Here is a 25,700-nt window from a genome sequence, read left to right on the forward strand (position 1 = left end):
CCGATGGGGCACAGGTGCGCGAAAGGCGACCCCAGACAATACCGGGCCACGAACCCTTGCGCATAATTGACGCAAGCTATGACTCTCACAGAACTCAAATACATCGTCGCAGTAGCCCGCGAACGGCACTTCGGCAAGGCGGCCGAGGCCTGCTACGTCTCCCAACCGACCCTTTCGGTGGCCATCAAGAAGCTCGAGGACGAACTCGAGGTCAAGCTCTTCGAGCGCAGCGCGGGCGAAGTCACGGTCACGCCGCTGGGCGAGCAGATCGTGCAGCAGGCGCAAAGCGTGCTCGACCAAGCCGCCAGCATCAAGGAAATTGCCAAGCGCGGAAAGGACCCGTTGGCGGGCCCGCTGAACCTGGGCGTGATCTACACCATCGGGCCGTACCTGCTGCCCGACCTCGTGCGCCAGGTGATTGCACGCACGCCGCAGATGCCGCTGGTGCTTCAAGAGAACTTCACCGCCAAGCTGCTCGAGATGCTGCGCGCCGGCGAGATCGATTGCGCGGTCATGGCCGAGCCGTTTCCCGATACGGGCCTTGCGGTGGCACCGCTGTACGACGAGCCTTTCATGGCGGCCTTGCCGGCGAAGCACAAGTTCGCCGATCGCGAATCGATCACTTCCGACGAACTGCAGAACGAAACCATGCTGCTGCTCGGCACCGGCCACTGCTTTCGCGACCATGTGCTCGAGGTGTGCCCCGAGTTCGCGCGCTTCTCGAGCAATGCCGAAGGCATCCGCAAGAGCTTCGAGGGCTCGTCGCTCGAGACCATCAAGCACATGGTGGCTTCGGGCATGGGTGTGACGCTGGTGCCGCGCCTGTCGGTGCCAGCCGAAGCGCTCAAGCCCAAGGTGAAGGGACGCAAGGAGCCCGAGCAGATGGTGCGCTACCTGCCGGTGCGTGATGCGCACGACCGCGACCCGCCCACGCGGCGCGTGGTGCTGGCCTGGCGCCGCACCTTCACGCGCTACGAGGCGATCGCCGCATTGCGCAACGCGATCTATGCGTGCGAGCTGCCGGGCGTCAAGCGGCTGTCATAGAGAAATTTGCGAATTCGGCCTACGTGGCGGCCATTCGAATTCGTTCATCGCTGAGATAGAGTGACGCTGTTGCGAAGCCGCCCGGCGGCTTTCAGAATCGCGCTATCCCTCAGACTTGAAGAAAGAGTTTCTCGCCATGGCAAAAGCTTCGAAGAAAACGTCGGCATCGTCCTCTTCGTCGGGCAAGGTGCCCAAGAAGGGCGAAACCAAGGTGGCGCACGAGTCCGGCAGCCGCAATGCGCCGATCATCAACATCGGCATCGAGCGCCAGGATCGCGCGGCCATCGCAGAAGGCCTGAGCCGCGTGTTGGCCGACACGTACACGCTCTACCTCACGACCCACAACTTTCACTGGAACGTGACGGGGCCGCACTTCAATTCACTGCATGCGATGTTCATGACGCAGTACACCGAGCTGTGGGGCTCGACCGACGTCATTGCCGAGCGCATTCGCGCGTTGGGCCACTATGCCCCTGGCTCTTACGCCGAGTTCAGCAAGATCGCCACCGTGCCGGATGTGCCCCCAACCCCGCCGAAGGCGATGGAGATGGTTCGCATCCTGGTGAAGGGCCACGAAACCGTGTCGCGCATTGCGCGCGAATTCATCCCGGTGGCCGAGGAAGCCGGGGACGACCCGACGGCCGACATGCTGACCGCGCGCTGCACGGTGCACGACCAGACCGCCTGGATGCTGCGTTCGCTGCTCGAAGACTGAACGAACGCGCGGATCCGGAACCCGGGAGCGGCACAATGGCCGCTCTTTTTTTGCCCGCCGCATGCTCGCCCGCCGTTTTGCGCTCTATCTCGACCTGATTCGCTGGAACCGCCCCGCGGGCTGGCTACTGCTGCTCTGGCCCACACTGGGCGCGCTCTGGTTTGCCGCCGAGGGCTGGCCGGGCTGGCATCTGCTGACCGTGTTCATGCTGGGCACCATCCTGATGCGCAGCGCGGGCTGCTGTGTCAACGACGTGGCCGACCGCGACTTCGACCGCCACGTGAAACGAACCGCGCAGAGGCCGGTGACCAGCGGCGCGGTGTCGGTGAAGGAGGCGCTGGTGCTGGGCGCGGTGCTGGCGCTGCTGGCTTTCGGGCTGGTGCTCACGACCAATCGGTTGACTATCCTGTGCTCATTCGCGGCGCTGGCCATCACGCTGATCTATCCATTCGCCAAGCGCTTCGTGTCGGTTCCGCAGGCGGTGCTCGGCATTGCCTTCAGCTTCGGCATTCCGATGGCGTTTGCCGCGGTGCAATCCGAGGTGCCGGCATTCGCCGGCTGGCTGCTGGCCGGCAACCTGTTCTGGGTGCTGGCCTACGACACCGAATACGCGATGGTCGACCGCGACGACGATCTCAAGATCGGCATGAAGACCTCGGCCATTACCTTTGGCCGCTTCGACGTGGCGGTGGTGATGGCGAGCTACGGTGTGTTTCTGGCCGTCTGGACCTGGGCCGGCGCCAGCCGAGGGCTGGGCATCTCATTTTTTGCGGCCATCGGCGTCGCCGTGGCGCAGGCGGTCTGGCATTGGCGGCTGATTCGCGGCCGCGGCCGCGACGGCTGCTTCAAGGCCTTTCGGCTGAACCACTGGCTGGGTTTTGCCGTGTTCGCCGGCGTCGCGGCCGGGTACGCGCTGAGATAACGGATGCGGCCGGCGATGCCGCTCAGGCCTTGCCGAACTCCTCGCCCAACTCGGCGGCGCGTTGCTGCGCGGCGCGAATGGCGGTCTTGAACTTCGCCTTCACGTCGGCGCCTTCGAGCGATGTGAGGGCCGCATACGTCGTTCCGCCCTTCGACGTCACGCGTTCGCGCAGCACCGAGGGCGGCTCGGTGGCACTGTGCGCCAGCGCCGAGGCGCCGGTAAAGGTACCGATCGCCAGCCGCAGGGCCTGGTCGGGCGACAGGCCCATCTCGACGCCGGCTTCGGTCATCGCCTCGATGAAATAGAACACATAGGCGGGGCCCGAGCCGGACATGGCCGTGACCGCGTCGAGCGCGGCTTCGTCGTCGACCCAGAGCAGTTCGCCGGTCGGCGCCAGCAGCTGTCCGACCAGTGCGCGGTCGGCGGCATCGGCCGCGGCTCGCGCGTAGAGGCCTGTCATGCCCTGGCCGACCAGCGCCGGCGTGTTGGGCATGGCGCGCACCACGCGGTCGCTGCCCAGCCAGCGGGCAATGCTGGTCGAGGGAATGCCTGCCGCAACGCTCAGGTGCAATGCGTTTTCGGCCAGCGCCCGCACCGGGCGGGCAGCCTCCGCGAAAGTCTGCGGCTTGACGGCCCACACCACCACCGCGCAGCGGGAAAGGGCTTCGCCGGCCTCCGCATGCGCCGTGATGCCGAAAGACTGTGCCAGCTTCTTGCGGGCTTCCTCGAAGGGCTCGACCACCTCGAAAGTGTCGGCAGGCGTGCCCTGCTTGATGAGGCCGCCGATGATGGCGCTGGCCATGTTGCCGCCGCCGATGAAGGCGATCGGAGGGAGCGGCGCCGGCGCGGTGCGGGGCAGGAAGGTGACTGCGATGGTCATGGTCGGTCGGTGTATTCGAATGCCGCGAACTGGGTTGTCTGCAGCGGGTTGAAATTGTCGTCGCTCACGACCACCAGCAGGCGCTGGCCGCCGGGCAGCGTCGGCCCCCAGCACATGCCTTCGGTGTTGTCGAGGCGCGAAAGGCCGAGGGAGGCGAAGTCGGCGACCAGCGTCTTCTGGGCGGGACGATGGTTGCTTGCGGCGAGCATGTCGATATTCAGCACATCGGTGGCGTCACGGGTATCGATTTCATAAAGGCGCAGCGAGTTTCCGGCGCCGGTCGCATAAGCGCGCTCGAGCACCAGCATGCGGTCGGTGTCGAGCATCAGGATCTCGCTGATCCCGTTGTCGGCATGGCTGCCGGGAATCAACGGCCGCAGCGGAATCGCATCGGGAACATAGGCAATCTGGCGCGTGGCCCGGCCGGTCTCCAGATCGACCCGGGTCAGCCGGCAGGGGCCGCCCACCTCGCCCATGGTGGGAACCGGGCCGTCCTGAAGCAACGCGTTTTCCATCGCGAGCCAGGCGTGGCGGCCATCGGGCGTCGGCGCCAGGCCCTCGAAGCCCAGGTTGTCGCGCGGACCGCGGCGATGCGCCGGATCGGGGTTGAACATGGGCGGCAGGGTGAATTCGCGCAGCAAGCGGCCATCGCGTGCCGATTCGTAGAGTGCGGGTCCGAAACCGCGCCCCACGTCGCCTTCGCTCACCCAGAGCAGGGTTCCGGTGCCTGGCCGCAGACGCAGCGATTCGGGGTCTGGAACCGGGGTTCCGGGTTCTGCGCCGCGCCGCTCGGGCCACGGGCCACCTTCGGCGCGTTGCAGCTGCACCACATCCATGGGTTCCGGCGGCTGCGCCCATGGCGAGGGCCAGCGCGCGGCGTAGAAACGCGCCGGAGCCAGATCTGATCGGTCGTCGCTGAGTAGCAAGTACTCGCTTCTTTGGGCGTCGTAGTCGATGCCGGAGAGGCCGCCTGCCGTCGTGCCCTGTATATTCAGCCGGTGCGGCCAGTGCGCCTCGGCCAAGCGGCGCAGCCGTCCTGGTCCCGGCGACGGGACCGCCGGACTTTGGCAGCCACCCAAAGCCAGGGCCCCCAGCCCTGCAAAGGCGGCGCCCACGCCGGCCAGCAGCAACTGGCGGCGCCGTAGGGGCACGGGCGGCGTGGACTCCCGGGAGCCTGAAACAAGGGTGCGCACGCCGCCTAGTCTAATTCCAGTGTATTTCGGAGTCAGAAGGCAGTTGACGTGCCTTCGCCTTCGTGCCACAATCGCAGGCTTCGCTTCAAAAAGGCGAAGCTTTCAGCCCAAAGCGGAAGTGCCTCGAGTGGTTCGAGGTGCGGACGACGGGCCCAAGACTGACCGCAGCGTTTCCCTCCTGGAGGCGCATCGGTACAAGTTGGGAACTATTAGCAATGATCCAAACTGAATCCCGGCTCGAAGTGGCCGACAACACAGGCGCGAAGTCCGTCCTGTGTATCAAGGTGCTCGGTGGCTCCAAGCGGCGTTATGCCAGCGTGGGCGACGTCATCAAGGTCAGCATCAAGGAAGCCGCTCCGCGTGGTCGCGTCAAGAAGGGCGAGATCTACAGCGCAGTGGTGGTCCGCACCGCCAAGGGCATCCGTCGCGCCGACGGTTCGCTCGTTAAATTCGATGGCAACGCAGCCGTGTTGCTCAACGCCAAGCTGGAGCCCATCGGCACCCGCATCTTCGGACCGGTGACGCGCGAGCTGCGCACCGAAAAGTTCATGAAGATCGTGTCGCTGGCCCCCGAAGTTCTGTAAGGACAACAACGCCATGAACAAGATTCGCAAAGGCGACCAGGTCATCGTGTTGGCCGGGCGCGACAAAGGCAAGCGCGGCGTCGTCTCGCTGCGCAAGGACGATTCGCACCTCGTCGTCGACGGTGTGAACATCGTCAAGAAGCACGCCAAGCCGAACCCCCTCAAGGGTACGACCGGCGGCATCGTCGAGAAGACCATGCCCATTCACCAATCCAACGTGGCGATCTTCAATGCCGCGACCGGCAAGGCCGATCGCGTGGGCATCAAGATCACCCAGGGTGCTGACGGCAAGCGCGTGGCTGTTCGCGTCTTCAAGTCCAGCGGCGACGAAATCAAGTTCGCCTAAGAGGTACTCACATGGCACGTCTCCAACAACACTATCGCGAAAAGATCGCGAAAGACCTGACGGAAAAGTTCGGCTACAAGTCGCCGATGCAGGTCCCCCGCCTCACCAAGATCACGCTCAACATGGGCGTGGGTGAAGCTGTCGCCGACAAGAAGGTTCTCGACAACGCTGTCGCCGACCTGACCAAGATTGCCGGCCAGAAGCCCGTGGTCACCAAGTCGAAGAAGGCCATCGCCGGTTTCAAGATCCGCGAAAACCAGCCCATCGGCTGCATGGTCACGCTGCGTGGCGTGCAGATGTATGAGTTCCTGGACCGTTTCGTGACCATCGCGCTGCCGCGTGTTCGCGACTTCCGCGGCATCTCCGGCCGTGCGTTCGACGGCCGTGGCAACTACAACATCGGCGTCAAGGAACAGATCATTTTCCCTGAGATCGAATACGACAAGGTCGATGCCCTGCGCGGTCTCAACATCAGCATCACGACGACGGCTAAGACCGACGAAGAAGCCAAGGCGCTTCTCGCTGGTTTCCGTTTCCCGTTCAAGAACTGAGGCGAACCGTGGCTAAACAATCTTTGATCCAACGCGAACTCAAGCGCGACAAGCTGGTCGCCAAGTACGCTGCGAAGCACGCGGAACTGAAGGCAATTTCCAACGACCTGAAGAAGAGCGACGAAGAGCGCGCTGCTGCCCGCCTGGGCCTGCAAAAGCTCCCGCGCAACGCGAACCCCACGCGTCAGCGCAACCGTTGCGAAATCACCGGTCGCCCCCGTGGCACCTTCCGTCAATTCGGTCTGGCCCGCGCCAAGATCCGCGAACTGGCTTTCAATGGCGACATCCCCGGTGTCACCAAGGCCAGCTGGTAAGCCAGGCAGGAGCAAACAACATGAGCATGAGTGATCCCATTGCCGACCTGCTGACGCGTATCCGTAACGCGCAGATGGTGGCGAAGCCCACTGTGTCGATCCCGTCTTCCAAGGTGAAGATCGCGATCTCGCAAGTCCTGAAGGACGAGGGCTATATCGACGGTTTCGAGGTCAAGACCGAAGGCGGCAAGTCCGAACTCGTCATTACCCTGAAGTACTACGCTGGCCGCCCGGTCATCGAGCGCATCGAGCGCGTGAGCCGTCCCGGCCTGCGCGTGTACAAGGGCAGTGCTTCCATTCCGCAAGTCCAGAACGGCCTCGGCGTCGCGATCGTCACGACCCCCCAGGGCGTGATGACCGACCGCAAGGCGCGCGCTACCGGTGTCGGTGGCGAAGTGCTGTGCTACGTCGCCTAACCGAGACATCGAGGAGTAACTGAAATGTCCCGAGTAGGAAAAATGCCGATCACCATCCCCGCAGGCGTGGATGTGTCGATCAAGGAAGACCAGATCAGCGTCAAGGGTACGGGCGGCACGCTCAACCTCGCACGCAATGCACTGGTCAAGATCGTCAGCAATGACGGCAAGCTGAATTTCGAACCCGCCAACGAGTCGCGTGAAGCGAACGCGATGAGCGGCACGATCCGTCAGCTGGTGAACAACATGGTGGTGGGCGTGACCAAGGGCTTCGAGAAGAAGCTCAACCTGGTCGGCGTCGGCTACAAGGCCGCAGCGTCCAACAACAAGTTGAACCTGCAAGTCGGTTATTCGCACCCGGTCAACATCGACATGCCGCAAGGCATCACGGTGGCCACTGCGACCCCGACCGAAATCGTGATCAAGGGTGCTGACCGTCAGCGCGTTGGTCAAATCGCCGCTGAGATCCGCGCTGTTCGTCCGCCTGAGCCGTACAAGGGCAAGGGCATCCGTTATTCGGACGAGAAGATCGTGATCAAAGAGACCAAGAAGAAGTAAGGGGCAGCAAAATGATGTTGACCAAAAAAGCACAGCGTCTTCGCCGCTCGCGCCAGACCCGCATTCGCATCGCGACGCAGGGCGTGGCCCGTCTGACGGTGAACCGCACCAATCTGCACATCTATGCCACCGTCATCTCCGACGACGGCACCAAGGTGATTGCCACCGCATCGACGGCCGAAGCCGAAGTGCGCTCGGCTCTCGGCGGCTCGGGCAAGGGTGGCAATGCCGCCGCTGCAACGGCCATCGGCAAGCGCATCGCTGAAAAGGCGAAGGCTGCCGGCGTCGAGAAGGTCGCCTTCGACCGCGCAGGTTTTGCGTACCACGGCCGCGTCAAGGCGCTGGCCGAGGCGGCTCGCGAAGCCGGTCTGCAGTTCTAACCGGACACGAGATTCAAAATGGCAAAGATTCAAGCAAGAACGCAGAACGAAGGCCCTGAAGACGGTTTGCGCGAGAAGATGATCGCGATCAACCGCGTCACCAAGGTGGTGAAGGGTGGTCGTATCCTCGGTTTCGCAGCACTCACGGTCGTGGGCGACGGCGAAGGCCGCGTCGGCATGGGCAAGGGCAAGTCGAAGGAAGTGCCTGCTGCCGTGCAAAAGGCGATGGAAGAAGCCCGCCGCAACCTGGCCAAGATCTCGATCAAGAACGGCACGCTGCATCACCGCGTGACGGGCCATTGGGGCGCTGCCTCGGTGGTCATGATCCCGGCCCCGAAGGGTACCGGCATCATCGCCGGCGGCCCGATGCGCGCCGTGTTCGAAGTCATGGGCATCACCGACATCGTGGCCAAGAGCCATGGTTCGTCGAACCCCTACAACATGGTTCGCGCCACGCTCGACGGGTTGAAGAACTCGACGACCGCGTCCGAAGTGGCTGCCAAGCGCGGCCTGACCGTCGAAGAAATCTTCGCCTGAGCGCAAGCTCTCGCAAGGCTGAAGGAAGCATTCAAATGACGACGCAACAACAAACCCTCAAGGTGCAATTGGTCAAGAGCCCGATTGGCACCAAGGAATCGCATCGCGCGACCGTGCGTGGCCTCGGCCTGCGCAAGCTCAATAGCGTGAGCGAGCTGCAAGACACCCCGGCGGTGCGCGGCATGATCAACAAGATCAGTTATCTGGTCAAAGTTCTGTAAGAGAGACTGATATGGAACTCAATGGCATCAAGCCGGCAGCCGGCGCCAAGCACGCCAAGCGCCGTGTCGGCCGCGGTATCGGCTCCGGTATCGGCAAGACCGCAGGTCGCGGTCACAAGGGCCAGAAGTCGCGCGCAGGCGGTTTCCACAAGGTCGGCTTCGAAGGCGGTCAAATGCCGCTGCAGCGTCGCCTGCCGAAGCGTGGCTTCAAGTCGCACCTGCTGAAGTTCAACGCCGAAGTCACGCTGACTGCCCTCGAGCAGCTCGGCCTGGCCGAAGTAGATGTTCTGGCGCTCAAGCAAGCCGGCCTCGTGGGCCAGCTCGCCAAGGTCGTCAAGATCATCAAGACCGGTGAACTCACCAAGGCCGTCAAGCTGACGGGCGTGGGCGCAACCGCTGGTGCCAAGGCCGCTATCGAAGCAGCCGGCGGCAGCATCGCCTGATCACACTGGACTGAAAGAAGTTCTTCGTGGCAACTAACGCGGCAACGATCGCAAAAACGGGCAAGTTCGGCGACCTCCGTCGTCGGCTGGTCTTTTTGCTGCTCGCGCTCGTGGTCTATCGGATCGGCGCGCACATTCCTGTGCCGGGCATCAACCCGGACCAGCTGGCGGCGTTGTTCCAGGGCCAGCAGGGCGGCATTCTGAGCCTGTTCAACATGTTCTCGGGCGGGGCGCTGTCGCGCTTCACCGTGTTCGCGTTGGGGATCATGCCGTACATCTCGGCGTCGATCATCATGCAGTTGATGACCTACGTGATTCCGACCTTCGAGCAATTGAAGAAGGAAGGCGAGGCTGGCCGCCGCAAGATCACGCAGTACACGCGCTATGGCGCGCTCGGCCTGGCACTGTTCCAGTCGTTCAGCATCGCGGTGGCCCTCGAATCGTCGGCCGGCCTGGTGATCGCCCCCGGTTTCGGCTTCCGCCTGACCGCGATGGTGAGCCTGACGGCGGGTTCGATGTTCCTGATGTGGCTCGGCGAGCAGATCACCGAACGCGGCCTGGGCAACGGCATCTCGATCCTGATCTTTGCAGGTATCGCCGCCGGTCTGCCCAACGCCATCGGCGGCCTGGCTTCGCTGGTGACGACCGGTGCGATGAACCCGATCATTGCGCTCTTCATCATCGCGGTCGTGGTGCTGGTCACCTACTTCGTGGTGTTCGTCGAACGCGGTCAGCGCAAGATCCTCGTGAACTATGCGCGGCGCCAGGTCGGCAACAAGGTCTATGGCGGCCAGTCGTCGCACCTGCCCTTGAAGCTGAACATGGCCGGTGTGATTCCGCCGATCTTCGCTTCGTCGATCATCCTGCTGCCGGCAACGGTGGTCGGCTGGTTCAGCACCGGTGAAGGCGGTTTCCGCTGGATCAAGGACATTGCCGGCGCGCTGCGTCCGGGCGAGCCGATCTATGTGCTGCTGTACGCTGCCGCGATCGTTTTCTTCTGCTTCTTCTACACGGCACTCGTGTTCAACAGCAAGGAAACGGCCGACAACCTGAAGAAGAGTGGTGCATTCATTCCGGGCATTCGTCCGGGTGACCAGACCGCTCGCTATATCGACAAGATTCTGGTTCGCCTGACGTTGGCCGGCGCGGTGTACATCACCTTCGTCTGCCTGCTGCCCGAGTTCCTGATCCTGAAGTACAACGTACCGTTCTACTTCGGTGGTACCTCCCTGCTGATCATCGTGGTCGTCACGATGGACTTCATGGCCCAGGTGCAAAACTACATGATGTCCCAGCAGTACGAATCGCTGCTGAAGAAGGCTAACTTCAAGACATCGTAGGGCTGTGAGTTTCAGTATTGAGAATTTGGTAGGGCGGTGTACCGCCACGTTAAACAGTTTTAGGAGAATGAAATGAGAGTTTCGGCTTCGGTCAAAACCATCTGCCGTAATTGCAAGGTCATCCGCCGTAAAGGTGTGGTGCGTGTGATTTGCACCGACCCGCGCCACAAGCAGCGCCAGGGTTGATTGAAGAGTATTAGAGGACGCACATGGCACGTATTGCTGGCATCAACATTCCGCCGCACAAGCACGCTGAAATCGGCCTGACCGCCATCTTCGGCATCGGTCGCACCCGCGCCCGTCAAATCTGCGAAGCGAGCGGCATCGAATATTCGAAGAAGATCAAGGACCTGACTGACGCCGATCTCGAAAAGATCCGCGACCAGATCGCCTTGTTCACCATCGAAGGCGATCTGCGTCGCGAGACGACGATGAACATCAAGCGTTTGATGGACATCGGCTGCTATCGCGGCTTCCGTCACCGTCGCGGCCTGCCGATGCGCGGCCAGCGCACGCGCACCAATGCCCGCACCCGCAAGGGTCCGCGCAAGGCTGCGCAGTCCCTGAAGAAATAAGGATAGACCAGCATGGCTAAAGCACCTGCAAACAACGCCGCACAGCGCGTTCGCAAGAAGGTTCGCAAGAACGTTGCGGACGGTATCGCCCACGTGCATGCCTCGTTCAACAACACCATCATCACGATCACCGATCGCCAGGGCAACGCCCTGTCGTGGGCTTCGTCGGGTGGCCAGGGCTTCAAGGGCTCGCGCAAGTCGACCCCGTTCGCTGCGCAGGTCGCTTCCGAAGTGGCCGGCCGTGCTGCTGTCGAACAAGGCATCAAGAACCTCGACGTCGAGATCAAGGGCCCCGGCCCCGGTCGCGAATCGTCGGTGCGCGCACTGGCTGCGCTCGGCATCCGGATCAATTCCATTGCCGACGTGACGCCCGTTCCGCACAACGGCTGCCGTCCCCAGAAGCGTCGCCGCATCTGACCGTCAGTCCGCAAGGCGCAGCCGGCTCTTGAGCGGCTGCGCATTTGTTTTTTAACTAAGCCCACCGCCATCCGCGTTCCGCCGATGGCTCCCGCAGGCAACTGCGGCAGATGACACAAAGGAAACCACGTGGCACGCTACCTCGGCCCCAAGGCCAAACTTTCCCGCCGCGAAGGCACCGACCTGTTCCTGAAGAGCGCCCGCCGCTCGATCCAGGACAAGGCCAAGTTCGACTCCAAGCCCGGCCAGCACGGCCGCACTTCGGGTCAGCGTACGTCCGACTACGGCCTGCAACTGCGTGAAAAGCAGAAGGTCAAGCGCATGTACGGCGTGCTCGAGAAGCAATTCCGCCGCTACTTCGAGGAAGCCGATCGTCGCCGTGGCAACACCGGCGCCAACCTGCTGTTCATCCTCGAATCGCGCCTGGACAACGTCGTTTACCGCATGGGGTTCGGCTCGACGCGCGCCGAAGCTCGCCAGCTCGTGTCGCACAAGGCGATCACGGTGAATGGCCAGTCGGTCAACATCCCGTCGTACCTGGTGAAGACCGGCGACGTGATCGCCGTGCGCGACAAGTCGAAGAAGCAGACCCGCATTGCCGAAGCGCTCCAGCTCGCCCAACAAGTCGGTATCCCGGCCTGGGTCGAAGTGAACGCCGACAAGGCCGAAGGTACCTTCAAGAAGGTGCCCGATCGCGACGAATTCGCAGCCGACATCAACGAATCGCTGATCGTCGAACTGTACTCGCGCTAAACAGACGATAACGGGCCGCCCTTCGCGGCCCGAATTTGATTTTTTTGTTCCCATCGGGAGGCACTTCCGATGGGTGCTTCACCAGCCTTACCGGTGTAACGAGCCGGGGGTATTGAGAGGAAGTCTGCATGCAAACCACCCTGCTGAAACCCAAGACCATTCAGGTCGAGCAACTTGCGCCCAACAAGGCCAAGGTCACGCTCGAGCCTTTCGAGCGCGGCTACGGCCACACGCTCGGCAACGCGCTGCGCCGCGTTCTGCTGTCGTCGATGGTCGGTTATTCGGCCACTGAAGTCACGATCGCCGGCGTTCTGCACGAGTACTCGTCGATCGACGGCGTGCAGGAAGATGTCGTCAACATCCTGCTGAATCTCAAGGGCGTGGTGTTCAAGCTCCACAACCGCGACGAAGTCACGCTGAGCCTGCGCAAGGACGGCGAAGGCCCGGTCCTGGCGTCGGACATCCAGACCCCGCACGACGTCGAGATCATCAACCCCGACCACGTGATCGCGCACCTGTCGCAAGGCGGCAAGCTCGACATGCAGATCAAGGTTGAAAAGGGTCGCGGCTACGTGCCCGGCACGATGCGCCGTTACGCCGACGAGCCGACCAAGTCGATTGGCCGCATCGTTCTTGATGCATCGTTCTCGCCCGTCAAGCGCGTGAGCTACACGGTCGAAAGCGCCCGTGTCGAACAGCGTACCGACCTGGACAAGCTGCTGGTCGAAATCGAAACCAACGGCGCGATCACGGCTGAAGACGCAGTGCGCGCTTCGGCTAAAATCCTGGTCGAACAGCTCGCAGTGTTTGCGCAGCTCGAAGGCGGCGAACTGGCTGCATTCGATGCACCGGCACCGCGCAGTGCTCAGCAATTCGATCCGATCCTGCTGCGCCCTGTCGACGAGCTCGAACTGACGGTGCGTTCGGCCAACTGCCTGAAGGCCGAAAACATCTACTACATCGGTGACCTGATCCAGCGCACCGAGAACGAGTTGCTCAAGACCCCGAACCTGGGTCGCAAGTCGCTCAACGAAATCAAGGAAGTGCTTGCCTCGCGCGGCCTGACCTTGGGTATGAAGCTCGAAAGCTGGCCACCGGCCGGTCTCGACAAGCGTTGATTTTGTTTTGAATTGAGCCCATGAGGGCTCGTGCCCGGGCAGTACCTGATACGGCTGCCTGTTTAATAAAGTAAAGGAAAGCACCATGCGTCACGGACACGGACTCCGCAAACTCAACCGCACCAGCTCGCACCGCCTTGCGATGCTGCAGAACATGATGAATTCGCTCATCGAGCACGAAGTCATCAAGACCACGGTCCCCAAGGCCAAGGAACTGCGCCGCGTCATCGAACCGATGATCACGCTTGCCAAGAAGCCCACGCTGGCCAACAAGCGCCTGGCCTTCGACCGCCTGCGCAGCCGCGACAGCGTCGTCAAGCTCTTCGCCGATCTGGGCCCGCGCTTCGCAGCGCGTCCGGGCGGCTACACCCGCATCCTGAAGATGGGTTTCCGCGTTGGCGACAATGCACCCATGGCCTTGGTCGAACTGGTCGACCGTCCCGAAATTAAAGAAGCAGATGCCGACCAAGGCGCTGCTGAATAAGGTATAATTCCATCTTGCCGCGCGATGGAGCAGCCTGGTAGCTCGTTGGGCTCATAACCCAAAGGTCGCAAGTTCAAATCTTGCTCGCGCAACCAATTTAAAAGGCCCTTTGAGAAATCAAAGGGCCTTTTTTCTTGGCTCGAAGAATTCAAATAAAAAAGCCCTCGCGAAGAGGGCTTTTTCATGGATCGGCGGTTCTCGTCAGTCCGGAATGACCGCCGTGACCTCGATCTCCACTTTCGCGCGGTGCTCGACCAGCGCCGCCACCTGCACGCAGGTCATGGCCGGAAAATTGCGCCCCATGGCATCGCGGTACACGGGCCCGAGCTCGGCCAGCCGGCGGCTGTATTCGTCGCGGTCCGTCACGTACCAGGTCATCCGCACCATGTGCTCGGGACCAGCGCCGGCTTCGCGCAGCACTTCGGCAATGTTGCGCAGTGCCAGGCCGCACTGGTCGATGAAATCGTCCGACTCGAACTGCTGCTGCGCGTTCCAGCCGATCTGTCCGCCGACGAACACCATGGTGCCGCGCGCGGCCACGCCGTTCGCGTAGCCTTTGGGAGGTAGCCAGCCTGCTGGCTGCAAGAGTTTGTTCATCATGATGTGGTGGTGTGATCGTCGAGTTGTCTCAGTTTGAATCGCTGGAGCTTGCCGGTTTCGGTGCGCGGCAGCACCGCCACGAACTCGATCTCCCGCGGGTATTTGAAGGGCGCGATGGTGGCCTTCACGTGGTCCTGCAGCGCCTTGACGAGTGCGTCGTCGCCTTCGTGGCCAGGCTTCAGTACGCAGAAGGCTTTCACGATCATGCCGCGGTCCGCATCAGGCTTACCGATGACGCCGCACTCGGCCACGGCCGGGTGCTTGAGCAGCGCATCTTCCACCTCGGGCCCGCCCACGTTGTAGCCGGCCGTGATGATCATGTCGTCGGCACGCGCTTGGTAGAAGAAGTAGCCGTCGTCGTCTTGCACGAACGAGTCGCCGGGGTAGTTCCAGCCGTTCTTCACGTAGTCGGCCTGGCGCGGATCGTCGAGATAGCGGCAGCCCACCGGCCCTTGCAGCGCCAGCTTGCCGACGGTGCCGCGCGGCACTTCGTTGCCTTGGTCGTCCACCACCTTCGCGGTGAAGCCGGGCACCGCCTTGCCGACGGCGCCGCGGCGCACCTGCTCGCCCGCGGCGGAAATGTAGATATGGAACACCTCGGTGCCGCCGATGCCGTCGAGCATCTCGATGCCGGTGGCTTCCTTCCACAGCTGCCGCGTGGCATCGGGCAGCGCCTCGCCGGCGCTCACGCAGACGCGCAGGCTCGGAGCGCCGTGCTGGCGAACGAAAGGCGCCATCTGGCGATAGAAGGTGGGCGCGGTGTAGCAGATGGTCGCGCCGACTTCGTTGATGAGCTTCACGAGCCCTTCGGGCGTGAACGGCGCATCGGCAAAGTACACCGAAGCGCCGGCCCACATCGGGAACACCAGCAGCCCGCCAAGCCCGAAGGTGAAGGCCAGCGGCGGCGAGCCGATCACGATGTCGTCGGTGCGCGCCTGGAGCACATGGCGCGGCCAGGTTTCGCACATCGCGAGCACGTCGCGGTGCGTGGTGACCGGTGCCTTGGGTTTGCCCGTGGTGCCCGAGGTGAATGCGAGCAATGCAATGTCGTCCGATGCCGTGGGGCACGCGGCGAACACACCGTTCTTGCCTGCGGCGCGCGCCGACAGCGAATCGGGCGCATCGGGCTTGTTGAAAGCGACCACCGTGGCGAGCACCGGATGTTCCCGTTGCGCCAGCACGAGCTCGTCGAGCAGCCGGCCATCGCACAGCGCCGCCACCGGGCGCGCCTTCTCGATGATGTCGCCGAGTTCCTTGGCGCGCAGCAGCGGCATGGTGGCCACCGCGATCAAGCCGGCCTTGACCACGGCGAGCCACGCCAACGCCATGGCCACCGAGTTGCCGCCGCGCAGCAGCACGCGGTTGCCCGGCACAAGCCCGAGATCTTCGGTCAGCACTTGCGCGATGCGGTTGACCTCGACGGCCGCCTGCGAATACGTCAGCGTGCCGCCGGGAGAGCGCAGCATCGGCTTGTCGCCGAAGCCCTTGGCGGGCGCCTTGTCCAGAAGCTCTTCGACCAGGTTCAGCTGATCGGGCAGCTGCAGTTCCGGAAGGTCGTAGCGGAAGACAGGCAACTGCTCGGCGGGCGGCAGGCGGTCGTGAACGAAGCGGTCGACTTGGGCAGACACGGTATTTATCCCCGCAGAACGGATTTGCCAATGATCAGTTGTTGGACCTCCGTCGCGCCTTCGTAGATGCGCAGCGAGCGGATGTCGCGGTAGAGGCTTTCAATCTTCGTGCCAACCTTCACGCCGAGGCCGCCGTGCATCTGCAGTGCCATGTCGATCACGCGGCTCGCGTTCTCCGTCGCGCACATCTTGGCCATGGCCGCGGCAGCGGACACATCGCCCACTGCGGCTGCGCCACGTTGCTCGGCGTCGTCGCGCATCCATGCGGCGCGGTAGGTGAGCAATGCCGCGCTGTCGATCAATGCGGCCATCTCGCCCAGCTTGGCCTGGGTAAGCTGGAAGTCGGCGAGCGTCTGTCCGAACATGCGCCGGCCCTTCGCATGGGCAATGGCCTCTGCGAGTGCGCGGCGTCCCATGCCGAGCGCGGCGGCTGCCACCGAGGCGCGAAAGATGTCGAGCGTGCGCATCGCGAGCTTGAAGCCGCCGTTGAGTTCGCCGAGTTGCGCGGTGCGCGGCACGAGGCAGTTCTCGAAGCGCAGGGTGGCCAGCGGGTGCGGCGCCATCACGTCGATGTGCTCGGAGGTGTCGAGTCCCGGTGTCTTCGCATCGACGATGAACGCCGTGATGCCGCGCGTACCGCCCGTAGGATCGGTCTTCGCGAACACGCAATAGAAGTCGGCGATGCCGCCGTTGCTGATCCAGGTCTTCGCGCCGTTCAGGCGCCAGCCCTCGGCCGTGGGTTCGGCCCGCATGGCCATCGCAGCCACGTCGGAGCCCGCATCGGGTTCGCTCAGCGCAAACGCGGCAATCTTCTCGCCCTTGCCGACCGCCGTGAGGTATTGCGACTGCTGCTCGGGCGTGCCCGCGAGCGTGATCGCGCCGCTGCCCAGTCCCTGCATCGCAAACGCGAAGTCGGCCAGCGGCGAGTGATAGCCGAGCGTTTCGCGCAGCAGCACGAGCGCGCGCGAATCGAGACGATCGAGCGCACCACCCGCGCTGCCGGGCACGGCATAGCGCAGCCAGCCGCCGTCGCCGAGGCGGCGCACCCATTCGCGGCAGGCCGCGCGATCGTCGTGCTCATCGATCTCTTGTGCCGCGCACCAGGGCAGCAGGTCGTGCGCTAGCGAGCGATGGGCCTCATCGAAGAACGGCAGCGCGAGATGCGCCGTCGATGGCGGTGCGGGAATCTTCGTCATCACGGCATCAGTCCCCGCCGAACACGGGCTTGCGCTTGGCGGCGAAAGCCTCGTAGGCGCGCTTGAAGTCTTCGGTCTGCATGCAGATCGCCTGTGCCTGCGCTTCGGCCTCGATGGCCTGGTCGATGGTCATCGACCATTCCTGCGAGAGCATTGTCTTGGTCATGCCATGCGCGAAGCTCGGGCCTTCGGCCAGTTCACGCGCCACCTGGGTGGCTGCCTCGAGCAGCGTATCGCTTTCGTGCAGCGCATTGAAGAAGCCCCAGGCGTGGCCTTCCTGCGCCGTCATCGCGCGGCCGGTGAACAGCAGCTCCGAGGCGCGACCCTGGCCGATCACGCGCGGCAGCAGCGCACAGGCACCCATGTCAGCGCCGGCAAGGCCCACGCGGGTGAACAGGAACGCCGTGCGTGTCGAAGGAGACCCATAGCGCAGGTCGCAGGCCAGCGCGATCATCGCGCCCGCGCCGGCGCACACGCCGTCGATCGCGCCGACGATCGGTTGCGGGCAATGCCGGATGGCCTTCACCAGGTCGCCCGTCATGCGCGTGAACTCGAGCAACTCGGGCATGCGCATGGTCGTGAGCGGACCGATGATCTCGTGCACATCGCCGCCCGAGCAGAAGTTGCCGCCTTCGCCGGTCACGACGATGGCCTTCACATCGGTGGCGTAGTTCAGCGCCCGGAACAGGTCGCGCAGCTCGGCGTACGAGTCGAAGGTCAGCGGGTTCTTGCGCTCGGGGCGGTTCAGCGTGACGGTGCCGACACCGGCCTCGTAGCGCCATGCGAAGTGCCTGGCCTCGTAAGAAGCCTTGGCCTCGAATTGCGCGCGCATGGGATTGCCCGCGCCGATGTAGTGCTTCATTCGGCCTCCGCCATCTGGCTGTGTGAGTGTTGCTTGACCTTGCCGAGCAGCTTGTGAAGCTGCGCGATCTCCTTGGCACTGAGGCCCGCGAAAGCGTCGACGATCCAGTCTTCGTGCTGCTGCGCCATCTCGTTGAATAGCTTGCGGCCGCGGGCCGTGAGCCGCACGCGCCACGCCCGGCGGTCGCCTTCCACGTTGATGCGCTCCACCAGGCCTTCCGTCACGAGCTGGTCGGTGATGCCGGTGACGTTGCCGCCCGTCACCATCATGCGGCGCGAAAGCTCGTTCATCTTGAGGCCGTCGGGCGAGCGTTCGAGCTGCGACATCAGGTCGAAGCGCGGCAGCGTGGTCGAGAACTGCGATCGCAGTTCGTTGCGCACCTGCTTCTCGATGAGCTGGGTGCAGGTGAGCAACCGCAGCCAGAGGCGCAGGGCCTCGGGGTGTTCGCTGTGCGCGCGTGCTTCGAGGTCCATGTCAGTGGCGCCCGGCCGCCCGAAGGCACTGACGCGCCCCCTCGGGGGGCAGCGATACGCGAAGCGATGAGCGTGGGGGTTTCATTTCAGTGCGTCTCCTCGGCGTTGGATGCAGCAGCGAGTGCCGCGTTGGCCGCAGCGATCTGCTGCTGCTTGGCGATCTCGCGGTACATCTGGTCGCGCCCGCTCAGGTACTGCTTGGGCCAGTCGACATCGCGGCTTTGCAGCTTGGCGGCTTCGTGCAGTGTCCAGGCGGGGTCCGCAAGGTGCGGACGGGCGATGGCGCAGAGGTCTGCGCGTCCGGCCGCGATGATGCTGTTCGCCTGGTCCGCATCGGTGATGGCGCCCACTGCAATGGTCGAAATGCCGACCTCGTTGCGGATGCGGTCCGCGAACGGCGTCTGGTACATGCGGCCGTACACCGGCTTGGCGGCGCGTGTGGTCTGGCCGGAGGACACGTCGATGAAATCGGCGCCGGCTTCCTTGAAGAGGCGAGCGACAACCACTGCGTCGGCGTCGGTGTTGCCGCCGGGCGCCCAGTCGTGCGCCGAGATGCGCACGCTCATCGGCTTGTCCTCAGGCCACGCGGCGCGCATCGCGCGGAACACTTCGAGCGGGTAGCGGCAGCGCGCCTCGATGCCGCCGCCGAACTCGTCGGTGCGCAGGTTGGTCAGCGGGCTGATGAAGGATGACAGCAGGTAGCCGTGTGCGCAGTGCAGCTCGAGCCAGTCGAAGCCGCACTCGGCCGCGCGGCGCGTGGAATCCACGAACCGGTCGCGCATGTCGTCCATCTGCTCGCGCGTCATTGCGGCCGGCATCTGATTCTGCTCGCCGTAGGCGACCTCGCTGGCGGACAGCAGCGGCCAGTTGCCGCTCTCCAGAGGCTCGTCGGTGCCTTCCCAGCCCACACGCGTCGAGCCCTTGGGGCCGCTGTGGCCGAGCTGCATGGCGATTTTCGCGCTCGACTGCGTGTGCACGAAGTCGACGATGCGCTTGAACGCTGCCTGCTGCGTGTCGTTGTACAGGCCGGTGCAAGCAGGGGTGATGCGGCCCTCGGGCGTCGGGCTCGTCATTTCGACGAACACCATCGCGGCGCCGCCGAGCGCACGCGCGCCCAGATGCACCAGCAAGAAATCCTGCGGCACGCCGTCGACCGCGCTGTAGGTGGCCATCGGCGACACCAGGATGCGGTTCTTCAGCGTGAGGCCGCGCACCTTGTACGGCATCAACATGGGCGCCACGGCCTTGCCACCGGCGAGCCATCGCTCGTAGCCGCCGAGCCATTCGGTGTCGCGCACGCGCAGGTTCTCGTGGCTGATGCGCTGCGAGCGCGTGAGCAGCGAGTAGGCGAACTGCTCGATCTGCATGCCGGTGTAGCGCGGCACGTTCTCGAACCATTCCGTCGAGTTGCGCGCGGCGTTCTGGATCTTGAGCACCTCGACGCTGCGGCGTGCCTCGTAGCCTTCGAGCACATGGTCGACGGTGCCGCCCTGCGCGAATTCATCGGCTAAGTCGATGGCATCTTCCAGCGCGAGCTTGGTGCCCGAGCCGATCGAGAAGTGCGCCGTGTGCGCCGCATCGCCCATCAGAACCACGGGCACCGAGCGGCCCTCGACATCGATGCGGTGCGTCCAGCGCTCGCACACCACGCGCGGAAAGCGGATCCAGTTGGCCGAACCGCGCAGGTGCGTGGCGTTGCTGATGAGCGGATGGCCGCCCAGGTACTTGGCGAACAGCTTCTCGCAGAAGGCGATGGCCTCAGGCTGCTCCATCTGGTCGAGGCCGTGGGCCTTCCACACCGCCTCGGGCGTCTCGACAATGAAGGTCGAGGTCTTGTCGTCGAACTGGTAGGCATGCGCCTGGAACCAGCCGTGCTCGGTCTGCTCGAAGGCAAAGGTGAAGGCGTCGAAGGTCTGGTGCGTGCCCAGCCACACGAAGCGGCAGTTGCGCAGGTCGACGTCGGGCTTGAACACGTCGGCATAGCGCTGGCGGATGCGGCTGTTGAGGCCGTCGCTGGCAATCACCAGGTCGGCGTTGTACTGGGCGGCAATGGCCTGGTCGTCGGTGGCGTCGGTCTCGAACACCAGCTTCACGCCGAGCGCGAGGCAGCGCTCCTGCAGGATGTTCAAGAGCCGCTTGCGGCCGATGCCGCAGAAGCCGTGGCCTCCCGAGCGCACCTGCCGGCCCTTGAAGAACACCTGGATGTCGTCCCAGTGGTGAAACTCATGGCCGATGAGCGCCGCGGTTCCGCTGTCCGCCGCCGCCAGGTTGGCGAGCGTCTGGTCGCTGAGCACCACGCCCCAGCCGAAGGTGTCGAAGGGGCGGTTGCGCTCCACCACGGTGATCTCGAGCGCCGGGTTGCGCGCCTTCATCAGCAGCGCGAAATACAAACCCGCGGGGCCGCCGCCGATGCACAGGATGCGTTGGAGGTCCATGGCGGGGGCGGCCGAAACGCCGGCAGTGAGGCTGTTCATGATTGAATAGTTTAAGCATAAACAATCTGATGTCAACGGGTTCACTACCACCCGCCCGGGCGCCAGCCGTGCGCGGTGTCATGCAAAAACTTCAAAAAATCAATACCATGGCTCCACCATGCAAAGCTTGATACCCAAGATCGAGTCGCAGCTTGCGTCGCTGCCCGTGCCCATCGCGCTGGAATTGCCCGATGGACGAAGAGTTGCCAAGCCCGGGTCCCGAGTGACCCTGGCGTTCAGCGAGTGGTCGGCGCTGGCCAAGCTCGCGGCCCGGCAGGTGGGCGCCATCGGCGAGGCCTACGTGGAAGGCAAGGTCCAGATCGAAGGCGCAATGCGCGACCTGATCGACGCAACGGTCGGCATGTTGCCCGGCAACCCTGCCGAAACCGACACCGCCTGGTGGACCCGCCTGCTGCGGCTGGCCAAGTCCCGCGGCTCCCATTCATTGAACAAGGATGCGGAGCAGATCCAGTTCCACTACGACGTTTCCGACGATTTCTACGCGCTGTGGCTCGATCCGCGCCGGGTCTATTCGTGCGCCTACTTCCGAACCCCCGAACTGACACTGCCGCAGGCGCAGGAAGCCAAGCTCGACCACATCTGCCGCAAGCTGCTGCTGCAGCCCGGCGAGCGTTTCCTGGACATCGGCTCCGGCTGGGGCGGGCTGCTGATGTGGGCGGCGGAGCACTACGGCGTCGACGCCACCGGCATCACCCTGTCGAAGAACCAGCTTGCGCATGTGCAGGGACTCATCGAGGAAAAAGGCCTGCAAGGCCGGGTGCGCGTCGAGTTGCGCGACTACCGCGAACTCTCCGTCGATGCGCCTTTCGACAAGATCGCATCGGTCGGCATGTTCGAGCACGTGGGCGCGGCCAACATGCCGACCTACTTCCGCAAGATTCATTCGCTGCTGAAGCCCGGCGGCCTGGTGCTGAACCACGGCATCACTTCGGGTCAGCTCGACTACCGCCAGCTCGGCGCCGGCATGGGCGATTTCATCGAGAAGTACATCTTCCCCGGCGGCGAACTGCTGCACGTGACCCATGTGCTGCGCGAAACGGCGGCTGCGGGCCTGGAGATGGTCGACACCGAAAGCCTGCGCCCGCACTACGCGCGCACGCTCTGGGCCTGGTCCGACGCGCTCGAGGCGCAGCTCGACACGGCGCGCGAGGTGCTCGAGCGCAGCGGCGGCCGGCAAAGCGGCAACGCCGAGCGCATTCTGCGGGCCTACCGGCTTTATCTGGCGGGCTCCGCCATGAGCTTCGAGCAGGGCTGGATCTCACTGCACCAGATGCTCTCCACCAAGCCGGACGGCAGGGTGGAGCATGGTGTGTTGCGCGGTTCGCAATCGGTGTACCCTTTTGCCCGTGACTACATCTACAAGTGAGTAAAAACAAACATGCTGTACAAATTCCAGTCGCGGGCTTCCCCTGACTTCGTGATGCTCGAGGTGCATGCGCGCCAGCTGCTCGACATCGTCGGCAAGCCGGCTGCGCCTCAGGGCATCGTCACCGTCGAGCAGATTCCCGCTGCCATTGCGGCGATCGAGTCGGCGCTGAAACGCGAAGCCAGCAATCCCCACAACCACGACGACCATGTCGTCGAAGGCCACGGCAACGACGCCGAGAAACAGCATGTGGGACTGCACCAGCGCGCAGCCCCGCTGCTTCACATGCTCAGGGATTCGCTGGCCGAAGAAAAAGACGTGACCTGGAGCACCTGATCAGACCCGGGAAACATCGCGGATCCGCCGGCTTTGCCGGGCCGCCGGTGTCGCCCCCGTCAGTCCACCTTCGCGCCGGAGTCCTTCACCACCTTGGCCCATTTCACGTGCTCGCTGGCAATCAGCTTGGTGAAATCGGCCGGTGAGTTGCCGCTCGGGATCGCTCCCTGGGCGAGCATCTTTTCCTTGATGGCGGGCGTGCCGAGCGACTTGGCCACTTCCTGCTGAATGCGGTTCACGATCTCGGGCGAGGTGCCGGCCGGCGCCAGCAGGCCGAACCACGAACTTGCCTCGAAGCCCTTGAGCGCCGGACCACCCGCTTCCGCCACGGTCGGAATGTCGGGCAGCGCCGGCGAGCGCTGCGAACTGGTCACGGCCAGGGCCGTGAGCTTGCCGCCCTTGATCTGCGCCATCGACGAGGGCAGGTTGTCGAACATCACGTCGGCGTTGCCGCCCACCATGTCCAGCAGCGCCGGCCCCGAGCCCTTGTACGGAATGTGCGCCATGAAGGTGCCCGTCATGCTCTTGAAGAGCTCGCCCGCCAGGTGGATGGACGTGCCGTTGCCGCTCGACGCCATGTTGAGCTTGCCCGGGTTGGCCTTGGCGTACTTGATGAAGTCCTGCACGTTGCGGATGTTCAGCGCCTTGGCCTTGTCGGCATTCATCTCCATGACGTTCGGCACGGCCGCCACCAGCGTGACCGGCTCGAAATCCTTGATCGGGTCGAACGGCAGCTTGGGGTAGAGCGCGCGGTTGATGCCATGCGTGCCGACGGTGCCCATCAGCAGCGTGTAGCCATCGTTCGGCGCGCGCGCCACGATTTCCGCCCCCACGTTCCCGCCTGCGCCCGCGCGGTTGTCGACAATGAACTGCTGGCCGAAGGCCTTGGAGAGTTCGGGCGCCACGGCGCGCGCCAGGATGTCGGTGGTGCCGCCGGCCGCAAAGGGCACGACGATGCGAACCGGCTTGTTCGGCCAGGTGTTCTGAGCCCACGCAGGGCTTGCCGCGAGGACGATGGCCGCGGCGGCGGAAGCCGCCAGCGCGGTTCGGCGATTCGACTTGAAAGTTGAAGAAGAAGAGTTCATGCGCGCGTTTGTACAGGTGAACGGCCGCTCGCGTCGCGGGTAAAAACCCCGGTGGCGCGCCGGTTATGCCACCTGCATCCGCTGTGCGAAGCGCTCGCGGCGAAAACGCTCCAGCACGAAGTCGATGAACACGCGCGTCTTCGCGGGCAGCAGCTTCTTGCTCGGGTAGTAGAGCCAGACCGCGCCCGCATCGAAATGCCACTCGGGCAGCAGGCGCACCAGCTCGCCGCTGCGAAGGCCGCGTTCGACAAACGGCATCGGCAGCATCGCCACGCCCAGCCCCATCAGCGCGGCATGCGCAATGGCTTCGGGGTCGTTGAAGATCGCGCGCGGCCGCGGAAGCTCCACCGTGGTCTGGTCGCCGCCCGAATGCTGCAGCGTCCAGCTGCGCAGCCGCCCCGTGGGTGAGGAACGGCGCATCAGGGCATCGAATCGCGGCAGTTCCGCCGGGTGCGCCGGCAGCGCGCGGCCCGCGAGGTAGCCGGGCGCGGCCACCGCCACCACATGGATGCGCGCCAACTCTCGCGCCACCATGCCGGGCGACAACTCGATGCCGCCGCCGATGGCCGCGTCGAAGCCTTCGCCCACGAGGTCCACCTGCTGGTTGTCGAAGTGCCAGTCGGGCAGGATCGACGGGTGACGGGCGAGAAAGTCGCCCATCATCGGCAGCACGTGCTCGCGGCCGAAGGCTTGTCCCATGCTGACCTTGAGCGTGCCGGTGGGCTGGCCGTCGTCCTCCGAGATGCCGGCGACCGCGTCCTGCAAGGTGGCGAGCGCACCGCCGATCTGCCCCAGGAAGCGCTCGCCGGCCTCCGTCAGCGTCAGGCGGCGCGTGCTGCGCTGAAACAGCCGGACACCCAGCCGGGTTTCCAGGCGGGCGACGTTCTTGCTGACCGCCGCGGGCGTGAGCCCGAGCCGCCGCGCGGCGGCCGAGAAGCTGCCGCTTTCCGCGCTTTGAACGAACGAGTCCAGGTGGTTGAGCGGTTCCATGGGCGCATTTTCAACTATCGGTTGAATTTGATTGCACCAATTGATGACTACCGCAAAGGTAATGGAATCTTCACACTGAAGACCTTCCACCCTCACAAGCAAAAGGAAACATCATGGCTCCCAGCAAATCGAATTCTTCTCCCGTCCTCGCAGGCAAGGCTGCTTTCGTCACCGGCGGCTCCCGCGGCATCGGCGCCGCCATCGTGCGCCGCCTGGTGCAGGACGGCGCGGCCGTCGCGTTCAGCTATGCCAGTTCCAGCGCCCCGGCCGACGAACTCGTGCGCAGCATCGAAGCCGAAGGCGGCCGCGCGCTGGCGCTGAAGATCGACAGCGCCGATGCCGCCGCGCTCACCGCGGGCGTCGATGAAGCGGCCCGCACGCTCGGCAAGATCGACATCCTCGTGAACAACGCCGGCGTGTTCCTCGGCGGCAGCCTCGACGACTTCTCGCTCGAGGACTTCGACAAGACGCTCGACGTGAACGTGCGCGCTGTGTTCGTCGCCGCCAAGGCGGCCTCGCGCCACATGGGCGAAGGCGGCCGCATCATCAACATCGGCAGCACCAACGCCGAGCGCATGCCCTGGCCCGGCGGCAGCGCCTATGCCATGAGCAAGTCGGCGCTCAAGGGACTCGTGCAGGGCCTCGCGCGCGATCTCGGCCCGCGCGGCATCACGGTCAACAACGTGCAGCCGGGCCCGGTCAACACCGACATGAACCCGGTCGACGGCCCGAACGCCGCTGCGATGCACGGCCTGATGGCAGTGGCCCGCCATGCGCGCCCCGAAGAAATCGCCGGCATGGTCGCGTACCTTGCCAGCCCCGAAGCCGCCTTTGTGACGGGCGCCAGCCTCAACATCGACGGCGGCTTCGCGGCTTGA

33 protein-coding genes and 1 tRNA gene are annotated in these 25,700 nt (G+C 64.3%); 24 read left to right on the forward strand and 10 right to left on the reverse strand.

The genetic code is table 11. The features are described from left to right. Positions 1-78: 78 nt before the first annotated feature. The 3 genes from QFZ42_RS26705 to ubiA all read left to right on the forward strand — a co-directional run bounded on the left by QFZ42_RS26705 (position 79) and on the right by ubiA (position 2,681). A complete protein-coding gene (locus tag QFZ42_RS26705) occupies positions 79-1,044 on the forward strand; it encodes a LysR substrate-binding domain-containing protein (protein ID WP_307703869.1) in 966 nt (321 codons plus the stop codon). 136 nt (positions 1,045-1,180) lie between these two features. Beyond that, positions 1,181-1,759 (forward strand): Dps family protein, encoded by a 579-nt coding sequence (locus tag QFZ42_RS26710; protein ID WP_307703870.1) that lies wholly within the window; start codon positions 1,181-1,183, stop codon positions 1,757-1,759. 61 nt (positions 1,760-1,820) lie between these two features. Next, positions 1,821-2,681 (forward strand): 4-hydroxybenzoate octaprenyltransferase, encoded by an 861-nt coding sequence (ubiA, locus tag QFZ42_RS26715; protein ID WP_307703871.1) that lies wholly within the window; start codon positions 1,821-1,823, stop codon positions 2,679-2,681. 22 nt (positions 2,682-2,703) lie between these two features. Here ubiA and proC read toward each other — a convergent pair whose 3' ends face one another. Together proC and QFZ42_RS26725 are read right to left on the reverse strand one after the other, a co-directional pair. Next, positions 2,704-3,561: a pyrroline-5-carboxylate reductase gene (gene proC, locus QFZ42_RS26720; protein WP_307703872.1), complete on the reverse strand. Its 858-nt coding sequence runs from the start codon at positions 3,559-3,561 to the stop codon at positions 2,704-2,706. Beyond that, complete coding sequence (locus QFZ42_RS26725) at positions 3,558-4,676, reverse strand: esterase-like activity of phytase family protein (protein WP_307704313.1); 1,119 nt, start codon at positions 4,674-4,676, stop codon at positions 3,558-3,560. Before QFZ42_RS26725 ends, proC begins: the two co-directional genes overlap by 4 nt. 293 nt (positions 4,677-4,969) lie before the next feature. On the opposite strand from QFZ42_RS26725, the gene rplN reads away from it, so the two are divergent. The 18 genes from rplN to QFZ42_RS26815 all read left to right on the forward strand — a co-directional run bounded on the left by rplN (position 4,970) and on the right by QFZ42_RS26815 (position 13,886). Next, complete coding sequence (gene rplN / locus QFZ42_RS26730; RefSeq protein WP_009124801.1) at positions 4,970-5,338, forward strand: 50S ribosomal protein L14; 369 nt, start codon at positions 4,970-4,972, stop codon at positions 5,336-5,338. 13 nt (positions 5,339-5,351) lie between these two features. Next, positions 5,352-5,684, forward strand: coding sequence for a 50S ribosomal protein L24 (rplX, locus tag QFZ42_RS26735; protein WP_307703873.1), 333 nt, complete (start codon positions 5,352-5,354; stop codon positions 5,682-5,684). Positions 5,685-5,695: 11 nt separating this feature from the next. Further along, positions 5,696-6,235, forward strand: a complete 540-nt coding sequence (gene rplE, locus QFZ42_RS26740) for a 50S ribosomal protein L5 (protein ID WP_013544114.1) — start codon at positions 5,696-5,698, stop codon at positions 6,233-6,235. Positions 6,236-6,243: 8 nt separating this feature from the next. After that, positions 6,244-6,549 (forward strand): 30S ribosomal protein S14, encoded by a 306-nt coding sequence (rpsN, locus tag QFZ42_RS26745; protein WP_015867798.1) that lies wholly within the window; start codon positions 6,244-6,246, stop codon positions 6,547-6,549. Positions 6,550-6,569: 20 nt separating this feature from the next. Further along, the gene (gene rpsH, locus QFZ42_RS26750; protein ID WP_307703874.1) at positions 6,570-6,965 is read left to right on the forward strand and encodes a 30S ribosomal protein S8; all 396 of its coding nucleotides are present in this window, start codon (positions 6,570-6,572) and stop codon (positions 6,963-6,965) included. A 24-nt stretch (positions 6,966-6,989) separates the two neighbouring features. Continuing rightward, positions 6,990-7,523, forward strand: coding sequence for a 50S ribosomal protein L6 (gene rplF / locus QFZ42_RS26755; RefSeq protein ID WP_009124809.1), 534 nt, complete (start codon positions 6,990-6,992; stop codon positions 7,521-7,523). A 14-nt stretch (positions 7,524-7,537) separates the two neighbouring features. Then, positions 7,538-7,903, forward strand: a complete 366-nt coding sequence (rplR, locus tag QFZ42_RS26760) for a 50S ribosomal protein L18 (RefSeq protein WP_307704314.1) — start codon at positions 7,538-7,540, stop codon at positions 7,901-7,903. A gap of 18 nt (positions 7,904-7,921) precedes the next feature. Next, positions 7,922-8,440: a 30S ribosomal protein S5 gene (gene rpsE / locus QFZ42_RS26765; protein ID WP_028258414.1), complete on the forward strand. Its 519-nt coding sequence runs from the start codon at positions 7,922-7,924 to the stop codon at positions 8,438-8,440. A 35-nt stretch (positions 8,441-8,475) separates the two neighbouring features. Next, the gene (gene rpmD, locus QFZ42_RS26770) at positions 8,476-8,661 is read left to right on the forward strand and encodes a 50S ribosomal protein L30 (RefSeq protein ID WP_009124818.1); all 186 of its coding nucleotides are present in this window, start codon (positions 8,476-8,478) and stop codon (positions 8,659-8,661) included. Positions 8,662-8,672: 11 nt separating this feature from the next. Next, on the forward strand, positions 8,673-9,104 hold the full coding sequence (rplO, locus tag QFZ42_RS26775) for a 50S ribosomal protein L15 (protein ID WP_013544108.1): 432 nt from the start codon (positions 8,673-8,675) through the stop codon (positions 9,102-9,104). Positions 9,105-9,130: 26 nt separating this feature from the next. Continuing rightward, positions 9,131-10,444 carry a preprotein translocase subunit SecY gene (secY, locus tag QFZ42_RS26780; RefSeq protein ID WP_307703875.1) on the forward strand — a complete coding sequence of 438 codons (1,314 nt, stop codon included), beginning with the start codon at positions 9,131-9,133 and terminating at the stop codon, positions 10,442-10,444. A gap of 72 nt (positions 10,445-10,516) precedes the next feature. Beyond that, on the forward strand, positions 10,517-10,630 hold the full coding sequence (gene rpmJ, locus QFZ42_RS26785) for a 50S ribosomal protein L36 (protein WP_013544106.1): 114 nt from the start codon (positions 10,517-10,519) through the stop codon (positions 10,628-10,630). A gap of 23 nt (positions 10,631-10,653) precedes the next feature. After that, positions 10,654-11,019 carry a 30S ribosomal protein S13 gene (rpsM, locus tag QFZ42_RS26790; RefSeq protein WP_013544105.1) on the forward strand — a complete coding sequence of 122 codons (366 nt, stop codon included), beginning with the start codon at positions 10,654-10,656 and terminating at the stop codon, positions 11,017-11,019. Between the two features lie 12 nt (positions 11,020-11,031). Further along, the gene (rpsK, locus tag QFZ42_RS26795) at positions 11,032-11,436 is read left to right on the forward strand and encodes a 30S ribosomal protein S11 (protein ID WP_009124825.1); all 405 of its coding nucleotides are present in this window, start codon (positions 11,032-11,034) and stop codon (positions 11,434-11,436) included. Positions 11,437-11,565: 129 nt separating this feature from the next. Further along, positions 11,566-12,189 carry a 30S ribosomal protein S4 gene (rpsD, locus tag QFZ42_RS26800; protein WP_013544104.1) on the forward strand — a complete coding sequence of 208 codons (624 nt, stop codon included), beginning with the start codon at positions 11,566-11,568 and terminating at the stop codon, positions 12,187-12,189. 128 nt (positions 12,190-12,317) lie between these two features. After that, the gene (locus QFZ42_RS26805; RefSeq protein WP_093059385.1) at positions 12,318-13,307 is read left to right on the forward strand and encodes a DNA-directed RNA polymerase subunit alpha; all 990 of its coding nucleotides are present in this window, start codon (positions 12,318-12,320) and stop codon (positions 13,305-13,307) included. 85 nt (positions 13,308-13,392) lie between these two features. Continuing rightward, positions 13,393-13,791 carry a 50S ribosomal protein L17 gene (rplQ, locus tag QFZ42_RS26810; RefSeq protein ID WP_307703876.1) on the forward strand — a complete coding sequence of 133 codons (399 nt, stop codon included), beginning with the start codon at positions 13,393-13,395 and terminating at the stop codon, positions 13,789-13,791. Positions 13,792-13,809: 18 nt separating this feature from the next. After that, positions 13,810-13,886, forward strand: a tRNA-Met gene (locus tag QFZ42_RS26815). Positions 13,887-13,992: 106 nt separating this feature from the next. On the opposite strand, the gene QFZ42_RS26820 is transcribed toward QFZ42_RS26815, so the two are convergent. The 6 genes from QFZ42_RS26820 to QFZ42_RS26845 all read right to left on the reverse strand — a co-directional run bounded on the left by QFZ42_RS26820 (position 13,993) and on the right by QFZ42_RS26845 (position 20,985). Next, a complete protein-coding gene (locus tag QFZ42_RS26820) occupies positions 13,993-14,391 on the reverse strand; it encodes a RidA family protein (protein ID WP_307703877.1) in 399 nt (132 codons plus the stop codon). Next, positions 14,388-16,019 carry an AMP-binding protein gene (locus QFZ42_RS26825; protein ID WP_307703878.1) on the reverse strand — a complete coding sequence of 544 codons (1,632 nt, stop codon included), beginning with the start codon at positions 16,017-16,019 and terminating at the stop codon, positions 14,388-14,390. Before QFZ42_RS26825 ends, QFZ42_RS26820 begins: the two co-directional genes overlap by 4 nt. A gap of 5 nt (positions 16,020-16,024) precedes the next feature. Then, complete coding sequence (locus tag QFZ42_RS26830) at positions 16,025-17,218, reverse strand: acyl-CoA dehydrogenase family protein (RefSeq protein WP_307703879.1); 1,194 nt, start codon at positions 17,216-17,218, stop codon at positions 16,025-16,027. Positions 17,219-17,222: 4 nt separating this feature from the next. Further along, positions 17,223-18,077, reverse strand: coding sequence for an enoyl-CoA hydratase family protein (locus tag QFZ42_RS26835; protein WP_307703880.1), 855 nt, complete (start codon positions 18,075-18,077; stop codon positions 17,223-17,225). Next, positions 18,074-18,550, reverse strand: a complete 477-nt coding sequence (locus tag QFZ42_RS26840; RefSeq protein WP_215248450.1) for a MarR family winged helix-turn-helix transcriptional regulator — start codon at positions 18,548-18,550, stop codon at positions 18,074-18,076. The genes QFZ42_RS26835 and QFZ42_RS26840 overlap by 4 nt, the downstream gene beginning before the upstream one ends. Before the next feature lie 86 nt (positions 18,551-18,636). Next, positions 18,637-20,985, reverse strand: a complete 2,349-nt coding sequence (locus QFZ42_RS26845; protein WP_373423415.1) for a bifunctional salicylyl-CoA 5-hydroxylase/oxidoreductase — start codon at positions 20,983-20,985, stop codon at positions 18,637-18,639. Between the two features lie 157 nt (positions 20,986-21,142). Between QFZ42_RS26845 and QFZ42_RS26850 the strand changes: the two genes are divergently transcribed. Together QFZ42_RS26850 and QFZ42_RS26855 are read left to right on the forward strand one after the other, a co-directional pair. Then, a complete protein-coding gene (locus tag QFZ42_RS26850) occupies positions 21,143-22,411 on the forward strand; it encodes an SAM-dependent methyltransferase (RefSeq protein ID WP_307703882.1) in 1,269 nt (422 codons plus the stop codon). Between the two features lie 12 nt (positions 22,412-22,423). Beyond that, a complete protein-coding gene (locus QFZ42_RS26855) occupies positions 22,424-22,747 on the forward strand; it encodes a DUF1840 domain-containing protein (RefSeq protein ID WP_307703883.1) in 324 nt (107 codons plus the stop codon). A 59-nt stretch (positions 22,748-22,806) separates the two neighbouring features. Here the strand turns inward: QFZ42_RS26855 and QFZ42_RS26860 are convergent, their stop codons facing one another. Next, positions 22,807-23,832, reverse strand: a complete 1,026-nt coding sequence (locus QFZ42_RS26860; RefSeq protein WP_307703884.1) for a Bug family tripartite tricarboxylate transporter substrate binding protein — start codon at positions 23,830-23,832, stop codon at positions 22,807-22,809. A 63-nt stretch (positions 23,833-23,895) separates the two neighbouring features. Further along, entirely contained in the window at positions 23,896-24,822 is a 927-nt protein-coding gene (locus tag QFZ42_RS26865) for a LysR family transcriptional regulator (protein WP_307703885.1), read from the reverse strand. 113 nt (positions 24,823-24,935) lie between these two features. Here QFZ42_RS26865 and QFZ42_RS26870 point away from each other — a divergent pair, with 113 nt between their 5' ends. After that, positions 24,936-25,700, forward strand: coding sequence for an SDR family oxidoreductase (locus tag QFZ42_RS26870; protein WP_307703886.1), 765 nt, complete (start codon positions 24,936-24,938; stop codon positions 25,698-25,700).

This window comes from Variovorax paradoxus, assembly GCF_030815855.1.
In the GTDB taxonomy this organism is placed as follows: Bacteria; Pseudomonadota; Gammaproteobacteria; order Burkholderiales; family Burkholderiaceae_C; genus Variovorax; species Variovorax paradoxus_M.